Genomic DNA, 14,401 nt, shown 5'->3' on the forward strand with positions numbered 1-14,401 from the left:
TGACCATCGTGCGACGCTCCGCGTCGCATGCCGTTCTGGACGCTCCGCGTCCTCTTGACGACGCAGAGCCTGCGTGAGCGTGAGGGACGATTTAGCCCCGCTCATGCACCAAGCGCCCACCCGACCAGGTCTGTTTCACTGTCCGGTCATCACCGATGGTCATCAGCACAAACAGAATCTCTTCGATGTCTTTAGCCTGTTTCAACCGGTATGACAGCAGCGGGGTGGCGTTGTAATCCAGCACCAGGAAGTCGGCTTCGTTACCGGGCTTCAAGCTGCCGACCTTGTCCTCCAGTCGCAATGCGCGTGCGCCGCCCAATGTCGCCAGGTACAGCGACTTGAACGGATTGAGCCGTGCGCCCTGCATCTGCATGACCTTGTAGGCCTCGTTCAGGGTCTGCAGAATCGAAAAACTGGTGCCGCCGCCCACGTCGGTGCCCAGACCGACATTCACCTTGTGCTTCTCGGCCATCGGCAAGTTGAACAGGCCGCTGCCCAGAAACAGGTTGGAGGTCGGGCAGAAGGCAATCGCCGAACCGGTTTGCGCCAGTCGTGCGCACTGTTCGTCGCACAAGTGCACGCCATGGGCGAACACCGAGCGCTCGCCGAGCAGGTTGAAGTGATCGTAGACGTCCAGGTAATGCTTGCGCTCGGGGAACAGCGCCTTGACCCACTCGATCTCCTGAAGGTTTTCACTGATGTGGGTCTGCATGTACAGGCCGGGATACTCGGTGAGCAGCTGGCCAGCCAGGCTCAATTGCTCAGGGCTGCTGGTCGGCGCGAATCGCGGGGTCACTGCGTAGCTCAAACGCCCTTTGCCGTGCCAGCGCTCGATCAGCGCCTTGCTGTCGGCGTACCCGGATTCCGGCGTATCAACCAGATAATCCGGCGCATTGCGATCCATCATCACCTTGCCGGCGATCATGCGCAGGTCAAGTGCCTGGGCCGCACTGAAAAACGCCTCGACCGACTCTTTATGCACGCTGCCGAACACCAGCGCTGTGGTCGTGCCGTTGCGCAGCAGTTCCTTGATGAAGATGTCGGCCACCTGCGCCGAATGCTCGGGGTCGGCGAACTGGCTTTCGCAGGGGAAGGTGTAGGTGTTGAGCCAGTCGAGCAGTTGCTCGCCGTAGGCACCGATCATGCCGGTTTGTGGCAAGTGGATATGGGTGTCGATGAAGCCCGGTGTGATCAGTGCGTCCGGGTATTCGATCAGCTCGACATCGCCGTCGAGGCTATCGAGCAAATCGTCAGCATTGCCCACTGAAATGATTTTGCCGTTTTCGACCAGCAACAGGCCATCGGCAAAATACTCATAAGACGCTTCTACTGCCACCTCCGCGGGGTCGGCAATGCTGTGAAGGATGGCGGCGCGGTAGGCTTTACGGCGGGAAACTGAACTCATGGCACTCTCGTTGTGACTCATTGCGACTGACTGCGGCGTGATGCGGGCAGCAGTCTGGCGATTGGTTCGGCATTGGCACTGTGCTGGCCAAAGCTTGCGTTGTAGGTGGCGATTATTTCGGCGGCGATGGACACCGCGATCTCGATGGGCAACTTGCCTTTGACTTCCGCCAGGCCCATCGGGCAACGCATGCGTTGCAGCAGGCTGGCGTCGAAACCGCGTTCACGCAAGCGATGTTCGAATTTGACGCGCTTGGTTTTCGAGCCGATCAGCCCGAAGTAAGTAAAGTCGCCGCGTTTTAGGATCGCAGCAGTCAGCTCAAGGTCCAGTTGATGGTTGTGGGTCATGACAATGCAGTAAGTGCAGACAGGCAACTGCGCGACCTCGTCGACCGGCTCTTCACTGACGATCTTCAACACGCCATCGGGCATCGGCTCGGGGAATTCGTTCTCACGCGCGTCGATCCAGCGCACCCGGCAGGGCAGGCTGGCGAGCAGTGGCACCAGTGCACGGCCAACATGCCCGGCACCAAACACGGCGATCTGCGCGACGGGCTCGCCCATCGGTTCGAACAGCAGCACATTGACGCCGCCGCAGCACTGACCGAGGCTTGCGCCGAGGTTGAAGCGTTCCAGGCGAGTTTGCCGGGTGCCTCTGGCGAGCATCTCGCGGGCAATTTGCATGGCCTTGTATTCCAGGTGCCCGCCGCCGATGGTGTCGTGAATATGCTCGGCACAGACCACCATCTTCGAGCCGGCATTGCGTGGCGTCGAGCCCAGCTCCTCGATGATGGTCACCAGGATGCCGGCTTCTCCACGGGCCTGTAGCTCGGCCAGGGCGCTGATCCAGTTGTTCATTTCTGCTCCAGGACCGAGTGATCCAGGCCCGGTGCCTTCGCGAGCAGGCTCGCTCCCACGGGGGCATCCTGACTAGGTGAAGGCGAGCCTGGCGAAGCTTCACTTACCCGCGAAGGGGCGGAAACAATCGGCTCGGCACCTTCGCCGGATGCGCGACGCGCAGCGCTTTTCTGGCGCATCTGCTCACAGCCCCACAACACTTTTTCCGGAGTTGCAGGCGCGTCAATGTCCGGTTGATGGCGATAATCACCCAGGCTCGCCACGGCGTCCTTGATCGCGCACCAGGCCGCGATGCCGAGCATGAACGGTGGCTCGCCGACGGCCTTGGAATGGAACACCGTGTCTTCCGGGTTCTTGCGGTTCTCCACCAGCTTGATGCGCAGATCAAGCGGCATGTCCGCCACCGCAGGGATCTTGTAGGACGCCGGGCCGCTGGTCATCAGCTTGCCCTTGTCGTTCCACACCAGTTCCTCGGTGGTCAGCCAGCCTGCGCCTTGAATGTAGCCGCCTTCGACCTGGCCGATATCGATGGCCGGGTTCAGCGAGGCACCGACGTCGTGCAGAATGTCGGTGCGCAACATTTTGTACTCGCCTGTCAGCGTGTCGACGATGACCTCGACGCAGGCCGCACCAAACGCGTAGTAATAGAACGGTCGGCCCCGCGCCTGGCTGCGGTCATAGAAAATCTTCGGCGTCTTGTAATAGCCGGTGCTGGACAACGAAACCTGGCCCATCCAGGCCAATTGCGCCAGCTCGGCGAAGGGCAGGAAAATATCGCCGATCCGCACATGGCCGTTGCGAAACTCGACTTCTGTTTCTGCCACCTGATAGTGCCGGGCGGCGAACTCCACCAACCGCTGCTTGAGAATTTCAGCGGCATTCTGCGCCGCCTTGCCGTTCAGGTCGGTGCCGCTTGAGGCGGCAGTGGGCGAGGTGTTCGGCACCTTGTCGGTGTTGGTGGCGGTGATCTGAATACGGTCGATGTCCACCTGGAACACCTCGGCCACGACCTGCGCAACCTTGGTGTTCAAGCCCTGGCCCATTTCGGTGCCGCCATGGTTCAGGTGGATGCTGCCGTCGGTGTAGATATGAATCAGCGCACCGGCCTGATTGAGGAAGCTGGCGGTAAATGAAATGCCGAATTTGACCGGCGTCAGCGCCAGGCCTTTTTTCAGGATCGGGCTTCCGGCATTAAACGTGCGAATAGCTTCGCGGCGCTCGGCGTACTGGCTGCTCTGCTCGAGGTCGGCGGTCATCTCTTCCAGCAGGTTGTGTTCGACCGTCTGGTAATAGTGCGTGACGTTACGCTCGGTCTTGCCGTAATAGTTGGCCTTGCGCACCGCCAGCGGGTCCTTGCCGAGGAAGCGCGCGATGCAGTCCATGACTTCTTCGATGGCGACCATGCCTTGCGGGCCGCCAAAGCCACGGTAGGCCGTATTGGACGCGGTGTGCGTCTTGCAGCGGTGACCATTGACCGTGGCTTCGCCCAGATAGTAGGCGTTGTCGGCGTGAAACATGGCGCGGTCGACGATCGACGCAGACAGGTCTGGCGAGTAGCCGCAGTTGCCTGCCAGATCCAGTAGTATGCCCTGCAAGCGACCGTCATCATCGAAACCCACGTCGTACTCGATGTAGAACGGGTGGCGCTTGCCGGTCATCTGCATGTCTTCAAAACGTTGCAGGCGCATTTTGGTGGGCTGGCCGGTCAGCCGGGCAATCACGGCGCACAGGCAGGCCGGGCTGGCCGCCTGGGTTTCCTTGCCGCCAAAGCCACCGCCCATGCGCCGCATGTCGACCACGATGCGGTTCATCGGCACGCCCAGTACCTCGGCAACCAGCTTCTGGATTTCCGTGGGGTTCTGGGTCGAGCAATAGACAATCATGCCGCCGTCTTCGGTCGGCATCACCGAAGAGATCTGGGTTTCCAGGTAAAAATGTTCCTGGCCGCCAATGTGCAGGTTGCCCTGCAGGCGGTGGGTTGCGCTTGCCAGCGCCGCCGCCGAATCGCCACGTTTGTGCGTGTGGCTGTCGAGCACAAAGTGTTTCTGACGCAGCGCCTGAACAACATCCAGCACCGGCTCCAGGTCCTCGTATTCGATAATCGCCGCCATTGCCGCCTGCCGGGCAATGTCCAGATCGCGAGCAGCAACGGCAAGCACCGGTTGCCCGACAAACTCCACCGTGTCGATGGCCAGCAGCGGATCGCCGGGCAGCAACGGTCCGATATCCTTCAGCCCCGGAATATCCTGATGGGTAATCGCGATGCGTACGCCGTCGAAGGCGTAGCAGGGCGAGGTGTCGATGCTGATGATTCGCGCGTGGGCACGGTCGGAAAGACGTGCATACACATGCAACTGATTGGGAAACTCCAGGCGATCATCGATATACACCGCTTCGCCGGACACATGCTTGTCGGCGCTGTCATGCTTGACGCTGCGACCGACGCCAGTGTTCAAGCCCTGCTGAAACACGGCGAGCATTTCGGCCTGGGTAATGGATGGAGAATGCTCAGACATAGTCAGTCACCCGCGTTGCGACGGCAGGCGTCTGCACTTCGATGAAATACTTGCGCAGCAGGTTCTGCGCGCTCAACAGGCGATATTCCTTGCTGGCACGGAAGTCCGAAAGCGGCGTGAAATCTTCGCTCAGTGCGGCGCAGGCCTGCTCAACGGTTTCATTGCTCCAGAGCTGACCGACCAGGGCTCGCTCGCAGGCCGCTGCGCGCTTCGGAATCGCCGCCATGCCGCCATACGCCACACGTGCCTCGCGGATCACGCCGTCTTCTATGGTCAGGCGGAATGCCGCACAGACCGCCGAAATGTCGTCATCCAGGCGTTTTGAAACTTTATAGGCACGAAAGGTCTGCAGTGGATTGGCGGTCGGCACCATGATCTTTTCGATAAACTCACTTTCCTGGCGAGCCGTGACCTTGTAGTCGATGAAGTAATCCTCCAGCGCCAGCGTGCGTTGGCTGTTGCCTTTGCGCAGCACGATCTGCGCGCCAAGGGCGATCAGCAGGGGCGGGGAGTCGCCAATCGGCGAGGCATTGCCGATATTGCCACCCAGCGTGCCCTGATTGCGGATCTGCAACGAGGCGAAGCGCTGCAGTAACTCGCCAAAGTCCGGGTATTCGGCCTTTAGTGCTGCATAACAATCGGTCAGCGGAGTGGCCGCGCCGATCTCCAGACGGTCGTCGAAACGCTTCACGCCCTTCATCTCGTCGATGTGTCCGACGTAGATCATCACCGGCAACTGTTTGTGAAATTGGGTGACTTCCAGCGCCAGATCAGTGCCGCCCGCCAGCAGACGGGCCTGCGGATGGCTGCCATAAAGGTCGGCCAGGTCTGCCACGGTCAGCGGAATGAAGCAGTTTTTTTCGCCGTCGCTCAGTGCTTCGGTCTGGGCTGGGGTGATTGCCCGCAGGCGCTCGACAGTCTCAGCCTGGCGCTGATCGAACTGATCCGGCTGGCGCTGGCTGCAAGACTGCTCGGCGGCGGCCAGAATAGGGCGATAACCGGTGCAGCGGCACAAATTGCCTGCCAGCGCTTCGTGGGCCTGGTGCGCGTTGGCGTCGCTGCTGTTCTTTTGCAGGGCAAACAGCGACATCACAAAGCCTGGGGTACAGAAGCCGCATTGCGAGCCGTGACACTCGACCATGGCCTGTTGCACGCTGTGCAACTGGCCCTGGTGCTTGAGGTCCTCGACGCTGATCAATTGCTTGCCGTGCAGCGACGCCATGAACGTCAGGCACGAATTGAGGCTGCGATAACGCAGCGTTTGCTGGCCGTCGGCGTCACTGTGCAACTCGCCAACCACGACGGTGCACGCACCGCAGTCGCCACTGGCGCAACCTTCCTTGGTACCGGGCTTGTGTGCCTGCTCACGCAGGTAGGTCAGCACGGTCATGTTCGGATTCAGGCTGCGCTCGGTTTTTAGCTCTTGGTTCAAAAGGAACTGAATCACGGCGCAAAGCCCTCACATTTATTGTCATCAGACATGTCGATGAATCTATCAGCTCTGCTTATTGGGTCAATTTGTTTCTGACTTAAGAGTCAGGAAATTGAGTTTTTCAGCATTCTGCCGATCAAAGACTCTCTGGTTCTTGAATCGCCCATTGGGTTGTATTCAAGGTTTTGCGTATTTCGTGCCAGTTTCCGCTTCTATGGCCCTGCGCCATCCGTACCGGTTGCGCTACACTTCGCGGCTTGCATGCAGAACTGGTTTTTTTGAAGGATAGTCATGACGTTCAAGGCCCCGGACAGCCTCGCTGAGCAAATTGCTCATCATCTTGCCGAGCGGATCATTCGCGGTGAGCTCAAGCCTGGAGAGCGTATTCAGGAACAGAAAGTCACGCAGGCGTTGAACGTCAGCCGTGGTTCTGTGCGCGAAGCATTATTGATTCTGGAGCGCCGCCATCTGGTGGTGATCCTGCCGCGTCGTGGGGCACAGGTCACGGTGCTCAACGCGCACAACGTGACCAGCCTGTGTGGCCTGATGAGCGAGTTGTACATTCTGCTGGCCAATGCGGTGGTCGAGCGCTGGCGCACCGAGGATGATCTTGCGCCGTTCGTGCAGATACAACAGCGCCTGCAGGTCAGTTTCGAGCAGCAGGACGTCAAGGCATTTGTCGAAGAGAGCTTCAATGTCATGCGCGCGGCCTATCCGTTCGCCAGCAACCCGTACCTCGAAGAAACGGTCGAGAACCTGCAGCCTTCAATGAGCCGCAGCTATTTCCTCGCGCTCGAGCAACGCAAGGCCGATATGGGCGACTATCTGGCGTTGTTCGACGAGTTGCTTGGCGCGGTGATCGCGCGGGATCTGCCGAAAATTCGTGTAGTGCTGATCGCCTACTGTCAGCGCAGCTGCCAGCTGGTGCTGGCCGCCCTGGCAGCGGACTGACGCCATGCGCCTGAAGTGCATCAAGCTGGCAGGGTTCAAGTCGTTCGTCGATCCCACCACGGTGAACTTCCCCAGTAACATGGCGGCCGTTGTCGGCCCCAATGGCTGTGGCAAATCCAACATCATCGACGCCGTGCGCTGGGTCATGGGCGAAAGCTCGGCCAAGAACCTGCGCGGCGAGTCGATGACCGACGTCATCTTCAACGGCTCAACCAGCCGTAAACCGGTCAGCCAGGCGAGTATCGAGCTGGTATTCGATAACTCCGACGGCACGCTGGTTGGCGAGTACGCGGCGTATGCGGAAATCTCCATTCGCCGCAAAGTGACGCGCGACAGCCAGAACAGCTACTACCTCAACGGCACCAAATGCCGTCGTCGCGACATTACCGACATCTTCCTTGGCACCGGCCTGGGGCCACGCAGCTATTCGATCATCGAGCAGGGCATGATCTCCAAGCTGATCGAAGCCAAGCCTGAAGACCTGCGCAACTTTATTGAAGAAGCCGCCGGGATCTCCAAATACAAGGAGCGCCGTCGGGAAACCGAAAACCGTATTCGCCGCACCCACGAGAACCTGGCGCGCCTGACTGACCTTCGGGAAGAACTCGAGCGTCAGTTGGAGCGTCTGCACCGGCAGGCTCAGGCCGCCGAGAAGTATCAGGAATACAAGGCCGAAGAACGCCAGTTGAAGGCGCAACTGTCGGCTCTGCGCTGGCAGGCGTTGAATGATCTGGTGGGGCAGCGCGAGGCAGTGATCGGCAATCAGGAGATCGGTTTTGAAGCGCTGGTGGCTGATCAGCGCAGCGCCGATGCCAGCATCGAAAGGCTGCGCGACGGCCATCATGATCTGTCCGAACGCTTCAACCTGGTGCAGGGCCGTTTTTATTCGGTCGGTGGCGACATTGCTCGCGTCGAGCAGAGCATCCAGCACGGTCAGCAGCGGCTGCGCCAATTGCAGGACGACCTGCGCGAAGCCGAACGCGCCCGCCAGGAAACCGAATCCCATCTTGGCCACGACACCACCTTGCTTGCCACCCTGGGCGAAGAGCTGCAGATGCTTGAGCCCGAGCAGGAAATGACCAGCGCGGCCGCCGAAGAATCGGCCATTGCCCTGGAAGACGCCGAAGCGGCCATGCAGGGCTGGCAGGAGAAGTGGGACGTCTTCAATCAGCAATCCGCCGAGCCACAGCGCCAGGCGCAGGTCCAGCAGTCGCGTATTCAGCAACTTGAACAAAGCATCGAACGCCTGGCCGAACGCCAGCGGCGTCTGGCCGAAGAGCGTCAGTTGCTGGCCGCCGACCCTGAGGATGCGGCCATTCTGGAACTGAGCGAAGACCTCGCCACCCGTGACATGACCCTTGAGGAGCTGCACGCGGGCGAGGAGCAGGCGGTAGAGCGTCTGGAGCAACTGCGTGAAGCTTTGCAGCAGGCCAGTCAGGCGCAACAGCAGGCGCAGGGCGAGCTGCAACGTCTCAACGGGCGTTTGGCTTCCCTGGAAGCGCTGCAGCAGGCCGCGCTTGACCCGGACACCGGCACCGCCGAATGGCTGCGCGATCAGCAACTGGCCGAACGCCCGCGTCTGGCCGAGGGGCTGAGTGTCGACGCGGGCTGGGAGCTGGCCGTGGAGACCGTGCTCGGCGCGGATTTGCAGGCGGTGCTGGTGGATGACTTCGACGCGCTTGATCTGGCGAACTTCCAGCAGGGTGATCTGCGCTTGCTCAGCGCCGGTGCCGATACGGTACGGGTGCCTGGCAGCCTGCTGGAGAAAGTGGACAGTACGGTTGATCTGTCCGCCTGGCTGGGCCAGGTGATTCCGGTCGAGGATCTGGACGAAGCGCTGGCGCGACGTGCGCAACTCAGCGCCGGACAAAGCCTGATCAGCCGTGACGGCTATTGGGTCGGGCGGCACTTTTTACGTGTGCGACGTGCCAGCGAGGCGCAGAGTGGCGTGCTGGCGCGGGGGCAGGAATTACAACGGCTGGGCCTGGAGCGTGATGAGCGCGAAGCGACGCTGGCTACGCTTGAAGAGCAATTGCTGGTGCTGCGCGAGCAACAGTCGCAGGAGGAAGAAGCCCGCGAGCAACTGCGCCGCCGCGTGCAGGACGAAACCCGTCAGCAAAGCGAACTTAAAGCGCAACTGTCGGCGGTCAGGGTGAAGGTCGAGCAGTTGACCCTGCGTCGTACTCGTCTGGACGAAGAACTGGCCGAGCTGGGCGAGCAACGCGCTGTCGAGCACGAGCACCTCGGCGAATCGCGCCTGCAATTGCAGGATGCACTGGACAGCATGGCGCAGGATACCGAACAGCGCGAAGTGCTTCAGGCGCAGCGTGATGCGCTGCGCGAGCGTCTGGATAGGATTCGTCAGGATGCGCGGCAGCATAAGGATCACAGTCATCAACTGGCGGTGCGTCTGGGCTCGCTCAAGGCGCAGTACGATTCGACGCGTCAGGCGCTGGAGCGCCTGCGCATGCAGTCCGAAAGGCTGACCGAAAAACGCGAGCAACTGAGTCTGAATCTGGAGGAGGGCGAGGCACCGCTTGAAGAACTGCGCCTCAAGCTTGAAGAGCTGCTGGAGCGGCGCATGGTGGTCGATGATGAAATGCGCATCGCCAAGAACGCCCTCGAAGACGCTGACCGCGAATTGCGTGAAGCCGAAAAGCGCCGGACCCAGGCCGAACAGCAATCGCAGCTGTTGCGCGGCCAGCTTGAGCAGCAACGCCTGGAATGGCAGTCGCTGACGGTGCGCCGCACGGCGTTGCAGGACCAATTGCATGAGGACGGTTACGACCTGCACGGCGTGCTCGCCACGTTGACCCCCGAGGCCAGCGAGCAGGCCGCCGAGCAGCAACTGGAGAGCATCGCCGGGCGTATTCAGCGTCTGGGAGCGATCAACCTCGCCGCCATCGACGAGTACCAGCAGCAATCCGAACGCAAGCGTTATCTGGATGCGCAGGATGCTGATCTGGTGGAAGCACTCAACACGCTGGAAAACGTCATCCGCAAGATCGATAAAGAAACCCGAAACCGCTTCAAAGATACCTTCGATCAGATAAATAGCGGAATTCAGGCACTTTTCCCAAAAGTTTTCGGTGGTGGCTCCGCTTATTTGGAACTGACGGGCGAAGATTTACTCGATACAGGGGTGACAATCATGGCGCGCCCTCCCGGCAAGAAGAACAGCACTATTCATCTGCTGTCGGGTGGGGAAAAAGCCTTGACTGCCCTGGCGCTAGTTTTTGCCATTTTCAAACTCAATCCTGCGCCGTTTTGCATGCTTGATGAGGTGGATGCGCCGCTGGATGACGCCAACGTGGGTCGCTATGCGCGGTTGGTGAAAGAAATGTCACAAACTGTTCAGTTCATCTACATCACCCACAACAAGATCGCCATGGAAATGGCTGACCAATTGATGGGGGTGACGATGCATGAACCAGGCTGTTCGCGGCTGGTAGCGGTGGATGTAGAGCAGGCGATGGCGCTCGTGGATGCCTGAGTTCTGGCTTGATTCAGTCGGGAAATCGTTGCGCAAGGGCCTGAAAATTTGACGTTTGTGTGATAGATGGCACTTTGGGCGGCGAAGAGACGTAACAGACGGTGTAAAGTTACCTTTGGTCGTGCTAGTTTAGTGACCACTTTTTATTTTCGCGTGGGCAAATTGCCAGTCAGAACATAGACTTGGCACCACGTATTAAAGGGGTTTAGGCCCTTATTTTCAGATTTCTTCATTAGAGGCACTGGATTACATGGAAATCGGTCTGCGCGAGTGGCTGATCGTCATCGGCATAATAGTCATTGCCGGTATTCTCTTTGATGGCTGGCGCCGTATGCGCGGCAGCAAAGGTAAATTGAAATTCAGGCTGGATCGAAGCTTCTCCAATCTTCCGGATGAGGAGGAAACCACGTCGGCCGAAGTGCTCGGGCCGCCCCGTGTGCTGGATACCCACAAGGAGCCGCAGCTCGATGAGCATGATTTGCCGTCGATGAGCGCCAGCCCGCGTGAGGGCAAGCGCAGCAACAGTGACAAGCGTGGCAACAGCGACAAGAAGCGCAAGGATGAACCGCAGCAGGGTGACCTGAATCTGGATCTGGACGGCCCGAGCCTGTTCACGGGGCGTGACGATGACTTCCCGGACGACAAGCCTGCCCAGCGCATCACTGAGGACAAGGACCTGCCTCCGGTTGAGGAAGTGCTGGTCATCAGCGTGATTTCGCGCAGTGAAGGCGGCTTCAAGGGCCCTGCGTTGTTGCAGAACATCCTGGAAAGCGGCCTGCGTTTTGGCGAGATGGATATTTTCCATCGTCACGAAAGCATGGCAGGTAACGGCGAAGTGCTGTTCTCGATGGCCAATGCGGTCAAGCCCGGCGTGTTCGATCTGGACGATATCGACCATTTCAGCACCCGTGCCGTGAGCTTCTTCCTTGGTTTGCCAGGCCCGCGTCATCCCAAGCAGGCCTTCGACGTCATGGTTGCCGCAGCCCGCAAGCTGGCCCATGAACTGGATGGCGAGCTGAAAGATGACCAGCGCAGTGTCATGACCGCGCAAACCATCGAGCATTACCGTCAGCGCATCGTTGAATTCGAGCGCCGTGCGTTGACCCAGCGTCGCGGTTAAGCGAATCCTTGTCCACTTCCCGATCAAGAGCATGCTCCGGTGCGCTTTTTCGGGGATTGGGCTTGAACAGAACAGAGCCAACAGATTGAGCAGCCTCGGCTGCTCTTTTGCTTTTTGAGAGAACACCGTATGAAGGCCGTCGAAACCCGAATCCTGGAACTGCGTGCAGAGCTGGATGAGCACAACTACCGCTATCACGTTCTGGATGAGCCCAGCATCCCGGATGTCGAGTACGACCGCCTGTTTCACGAACTCAAGGCCCTTGAGGCAGAAAACCCGCATCTGGTCACGCCGGATTCGCCGACGCAGCGGGTTGGCAGCGCCGCTTTGTCGGCGTTCACTCAGGTTCGGCACGAAATGCCGATGCTCAGTCTGGGCAACGCTTTCGAAGAAAACGACATGCTCGAGTTTGACCGGCGCGTAACCGAAGGGCTGGATTTGCCTGCCGGGGACCTGTTTGGCGCGGGCAGCAAGGTGCAGTACAGCTGCGAGCCCAAGCTGGACGGTCTGGCAGTCAGCCTGCTGTATCGCGACGGTGCGCTGGTACGCGGTGCGACGCGTGGGGACGGGACCACCGGCGAGGACATCAGCGTCAATGTGCGCACCGTGCGTAACATCCCGCTCAAGCTGAAAGGCAAGGGCTGGCCTGATGTGCTGGAAGTGCGCGGCGAAGTGTTCATGTCCAAGGCAGGTTTCGAGCGGCTCAACGCCAGCCAGCTGGAAATCGGCGGCAAAACCTTCGCCAACCCGCGCAATGCAGCGGCGGGCAGCCTGCGCCAGCTGGATTCGAAAATCACTGCCAATCGTCCGCTGGAATTCTGCTGCTATGGCCTGGGGCAGACTTCGGCAGAAATCGCCGACACTCACATCGGTGTGCTTGAAACGTTGAAAAAATGGGGGATGCCGGTCAGTCGCGAGCTGAAGCTGGCGAATGGCGTCGAGGAGTGTCTGGACTATTACCGCGATATCGGTGAGCGGCGCCTGACGCTGAGCTACGAGATCGACGGTGTGGTGTTCAAGGTCAACAACCTGGCTGCGCAGCGCGAACTGGGCTTTCGCGCCCGCGAGCCACGCTGGGCGATCGCCCATAAATTCCCGGCCATGGAAGAGCTGACCGAGTTGCTGGATGTCGAGTTCCAGGTAGGCCGTACCGGTGCGGTAACGCCGGTCGCACGCCTCAAGCCGGTCAAGGTGGCTGGTGTCATGGTCGCCAACGCCACGCTGCACAACATGGATGAAGTGGCGCGGCTCGGCTTGATGATTGGCGACACGGTGATCATCCGTCGTGCCGGTGACGTGATTCCGCAGGTGGTGCAGGTTGTCGTCGAGCGCCGCCCCGAGAATGCCAGGGCGGTGCAGGTTCCACAGACCTGCCCGGTGTGCGGCTCGCATGTCGAGCGCACGCAGTTGATCAAACGCAGCAAGGGCAAGGAAACCGTCACCGAAGGTGCGGTGTATCGCTGCGTCGGGCGTCTGGCCTGCGGTGCGCAACTCAAACAGGCGATCATCCACTATGTGTCACGTCGTGCGATGGACATCGAAGGGCTTGGCGACAAGACCATCGAGCAACTGGTCGATGAAAAACTCATCGGCTCGCCTGCCGACCTGTACAAGCTGAAATACGAGCAGATCATCGACCTGGAAGGCTTTGCCGAAATTTCCAGCAACAAGCTGCTCAAGGCGATTGCCGACAGCCGGCAGCCGACTCTTGCGCGCTTTATCTATGCCTTGGGCATTCCCGATGTGGGCGAGGAGACGGCCAAGGTGCTGGCGCGCTCGCTGGCGTCTCTGGAGCGCGTCAAACAGGCCTTGCCGGAGGTGTTGACTTACCTGCCGGATGTCGGTCTGGAAGTTGCCTACGAAATTCACAGTTTCTTCGAGGATGAGCACAACCGTAACGTCATTGATGCGCTGTTGGGCGAATGCGGACTGCAATTGCAGGACCAGGGCGAGCTGGGTGCCGAGTTTGCGGCCAGCACTACGCTCGAAGGGCTGATCGACAAACTGCACATTCCGTCGGTAGGGCCGGGCGCTGCACAGAAACTGGCTGACAGGTTCGGCACGCTGGAGGCCGTCATCAGCGCCGATTGGCTGGACATGCGTCAGACGCTGCCGGAGAAACAGGCCAAGTCGGTCCGCGATTTCTTCGACGACAGCGCAAACGCCGAGCGTGCCCGCGCCATAGAAGCCCAGCTCAAGGACTTCGGCATGCACTGGCGCAGCGAGAAAAAAACCGTCGAAGGCCTGCCGCTGGCCGGGCAGACCTGGGTACTGACGGGCTCGCTGGAGCGCATGAGTCGTGACGTCGCCAAGGAAAAACTCGAAAGCCTTGGTGCCAAAGTCTCCGGCTCGGTCTCGGCCAAGACCCACACCGTGGTTGCAGGCCCAGGTGCAGGCTCGAAACTGACCAAGGCCAACGAGCTGGGGCTGACCGTACTGGACGAAGATGCGCTGCTAAAACGCCTGACCGAACTGGGCGTGGCGGTTGACTGAGGCAGGCCTACGCTCCGCATTCCCTGATTATCGTGCGACGCTCTGCTTAGGCATGTCTTGATCATCGTGCGACGCTCCGCGTCGCATGCCGTTCTGGACGCTCTGCGTCCTATCCTGAATGTGATGGCGCGGCG

The 14,401-nt window shown here is 60.0% G+C and carries 8 protein-coding genes; 4 read left to right on the forward strand and 4 right to left on the reverse strand.

All coding sequences use genetic code 11. The features are described 5' to 3' along the window. Positions 1 to 91: 91 nt before the first annotated feature. The 4 genes from guaD to xdhA are packed head-to-tail and all read right to left on the reverse strand — an operon-like array spanning position 92 to position 6,225. On the reverse strand, positions 92 to 1,405 hold the full coding sequence (gene guaD / locus RYC17_RS07660; protein ID WP_316902704.1) for a guanine deaminase: 1,314 nt from the start codon (positions 1,403 to 1,405) through the stop codon (positions 92 to 94). A 17-nt stretch (positions 1,406 to 1,422) separates the two neighbouring features. After that, positions 1,423 to 2,262, reverse strand: coding sequence for a xanthine dehydrogenase accessory protein XdhC (gene xdhC, locus RYC17_RS07665; protein WP_316902705.1), 840 nt, complete (start codon positions 2,260 to 2,262; stop codon positions 1,423 to 1,425). Beyond that, positions 2,259 to 4,778: a xanthine dehydrogenase molybdopterin binding subunit gene (gene xdhB / locus RYC17_RS07670; protein WP_316902706.1), complete on the reverse strand. Its 2,520-nt coding sequence runs from the start codon at positions 4,776 to 4,778 to the stop codon at positions 2,259 to 2,261. The genes xdhC and xdhB overlap by 4 nt, the downstream gene beginning before the upstream one ends. Next, entirely contained in the window at positions 4,771 to 6,225 is a 1,455-nt protein-coding gene (xdhA, locus tag RYC17_RS07675) for a xanthine dehydrogenase small subunit (RefSeq protein ID WP_316902707.1), read from the reverse strand. The genes xdhB and xdhA overlap by 8 nt, the downstream gene beginning before the upstream one ends. A 276-nt stretch (positions 6,226 to 6,501) precedes the next feature. On the opposite strand from xdhA, the gene RYC17_RS07680 reads away from it, so the two are divergent. From RYC17_RS07680 to ligA, 4 genes are all read left to right on the forward strand, one after another. Next, a complete protein-coding gene (locus RYC17_RS07680; RefSeq protein WP_058401976.1) occupies positions 6,502 to 7,161 on the forward strand; it encodes a GntR family transcriptional regulator in 660 nt (219 codons plus the stop codon). Between the two features lie 4 nt (positions 7,162 to 7,165). Beyond that, positions 7,166 to 10,654 (forward strand): chromosome segregation protein SMC, encoded by a 3,489-nt coding sequence (gene smc / locus RYC17_RS07685; protein ID WP_122258225.1) that lies wholly within the window; start codon positions 7,166 to 7,168, stop codon positions 10,652 to 10,654. Between the two features lie 250 nt (positions 10,655 to 10,904). Continuing rightward, positions 10,905 to 11,774 (forward strand): cell division protein ZipA, encoded by an 870-nt coding sequence (zipA, locus tag RYC17_RS07690; RefSeq protein ID WP_004665852.1) that lies wholly within the window; start codon positions 10,905 to 10,907, stop codon positions 11,772 to 11,774. A gap of 129 nt (positions 11,775 to 11,903) precedes the next feature. Next, positions 11,904 to 14,267: an NAD-dependent DNA ligase LigA gene (ligA, locus tag RYC17_RS07695; protein ID WP_122258224.1), complete on the forward strand. Its 2,364-nt coding sequence runs from the start codon at positions 11,904 to 11,906 to the stop codon at positions 14,265 to 14,267. The last annotated feature ends 134 nt before the right edge of the window (positions 14,268 to 14,401 follow it).

It is taken from the genome of Pseudomonas syringae group sp. J248-6 (assembly GCF_032586995.1).
Lineage (GTDB): Bacteria > Pseudomonadota > Gammaproteobacteria > Pseudomonadales > Pseudomonadaceae > Aquipseudomonas > Aquipseudomonas amygdali.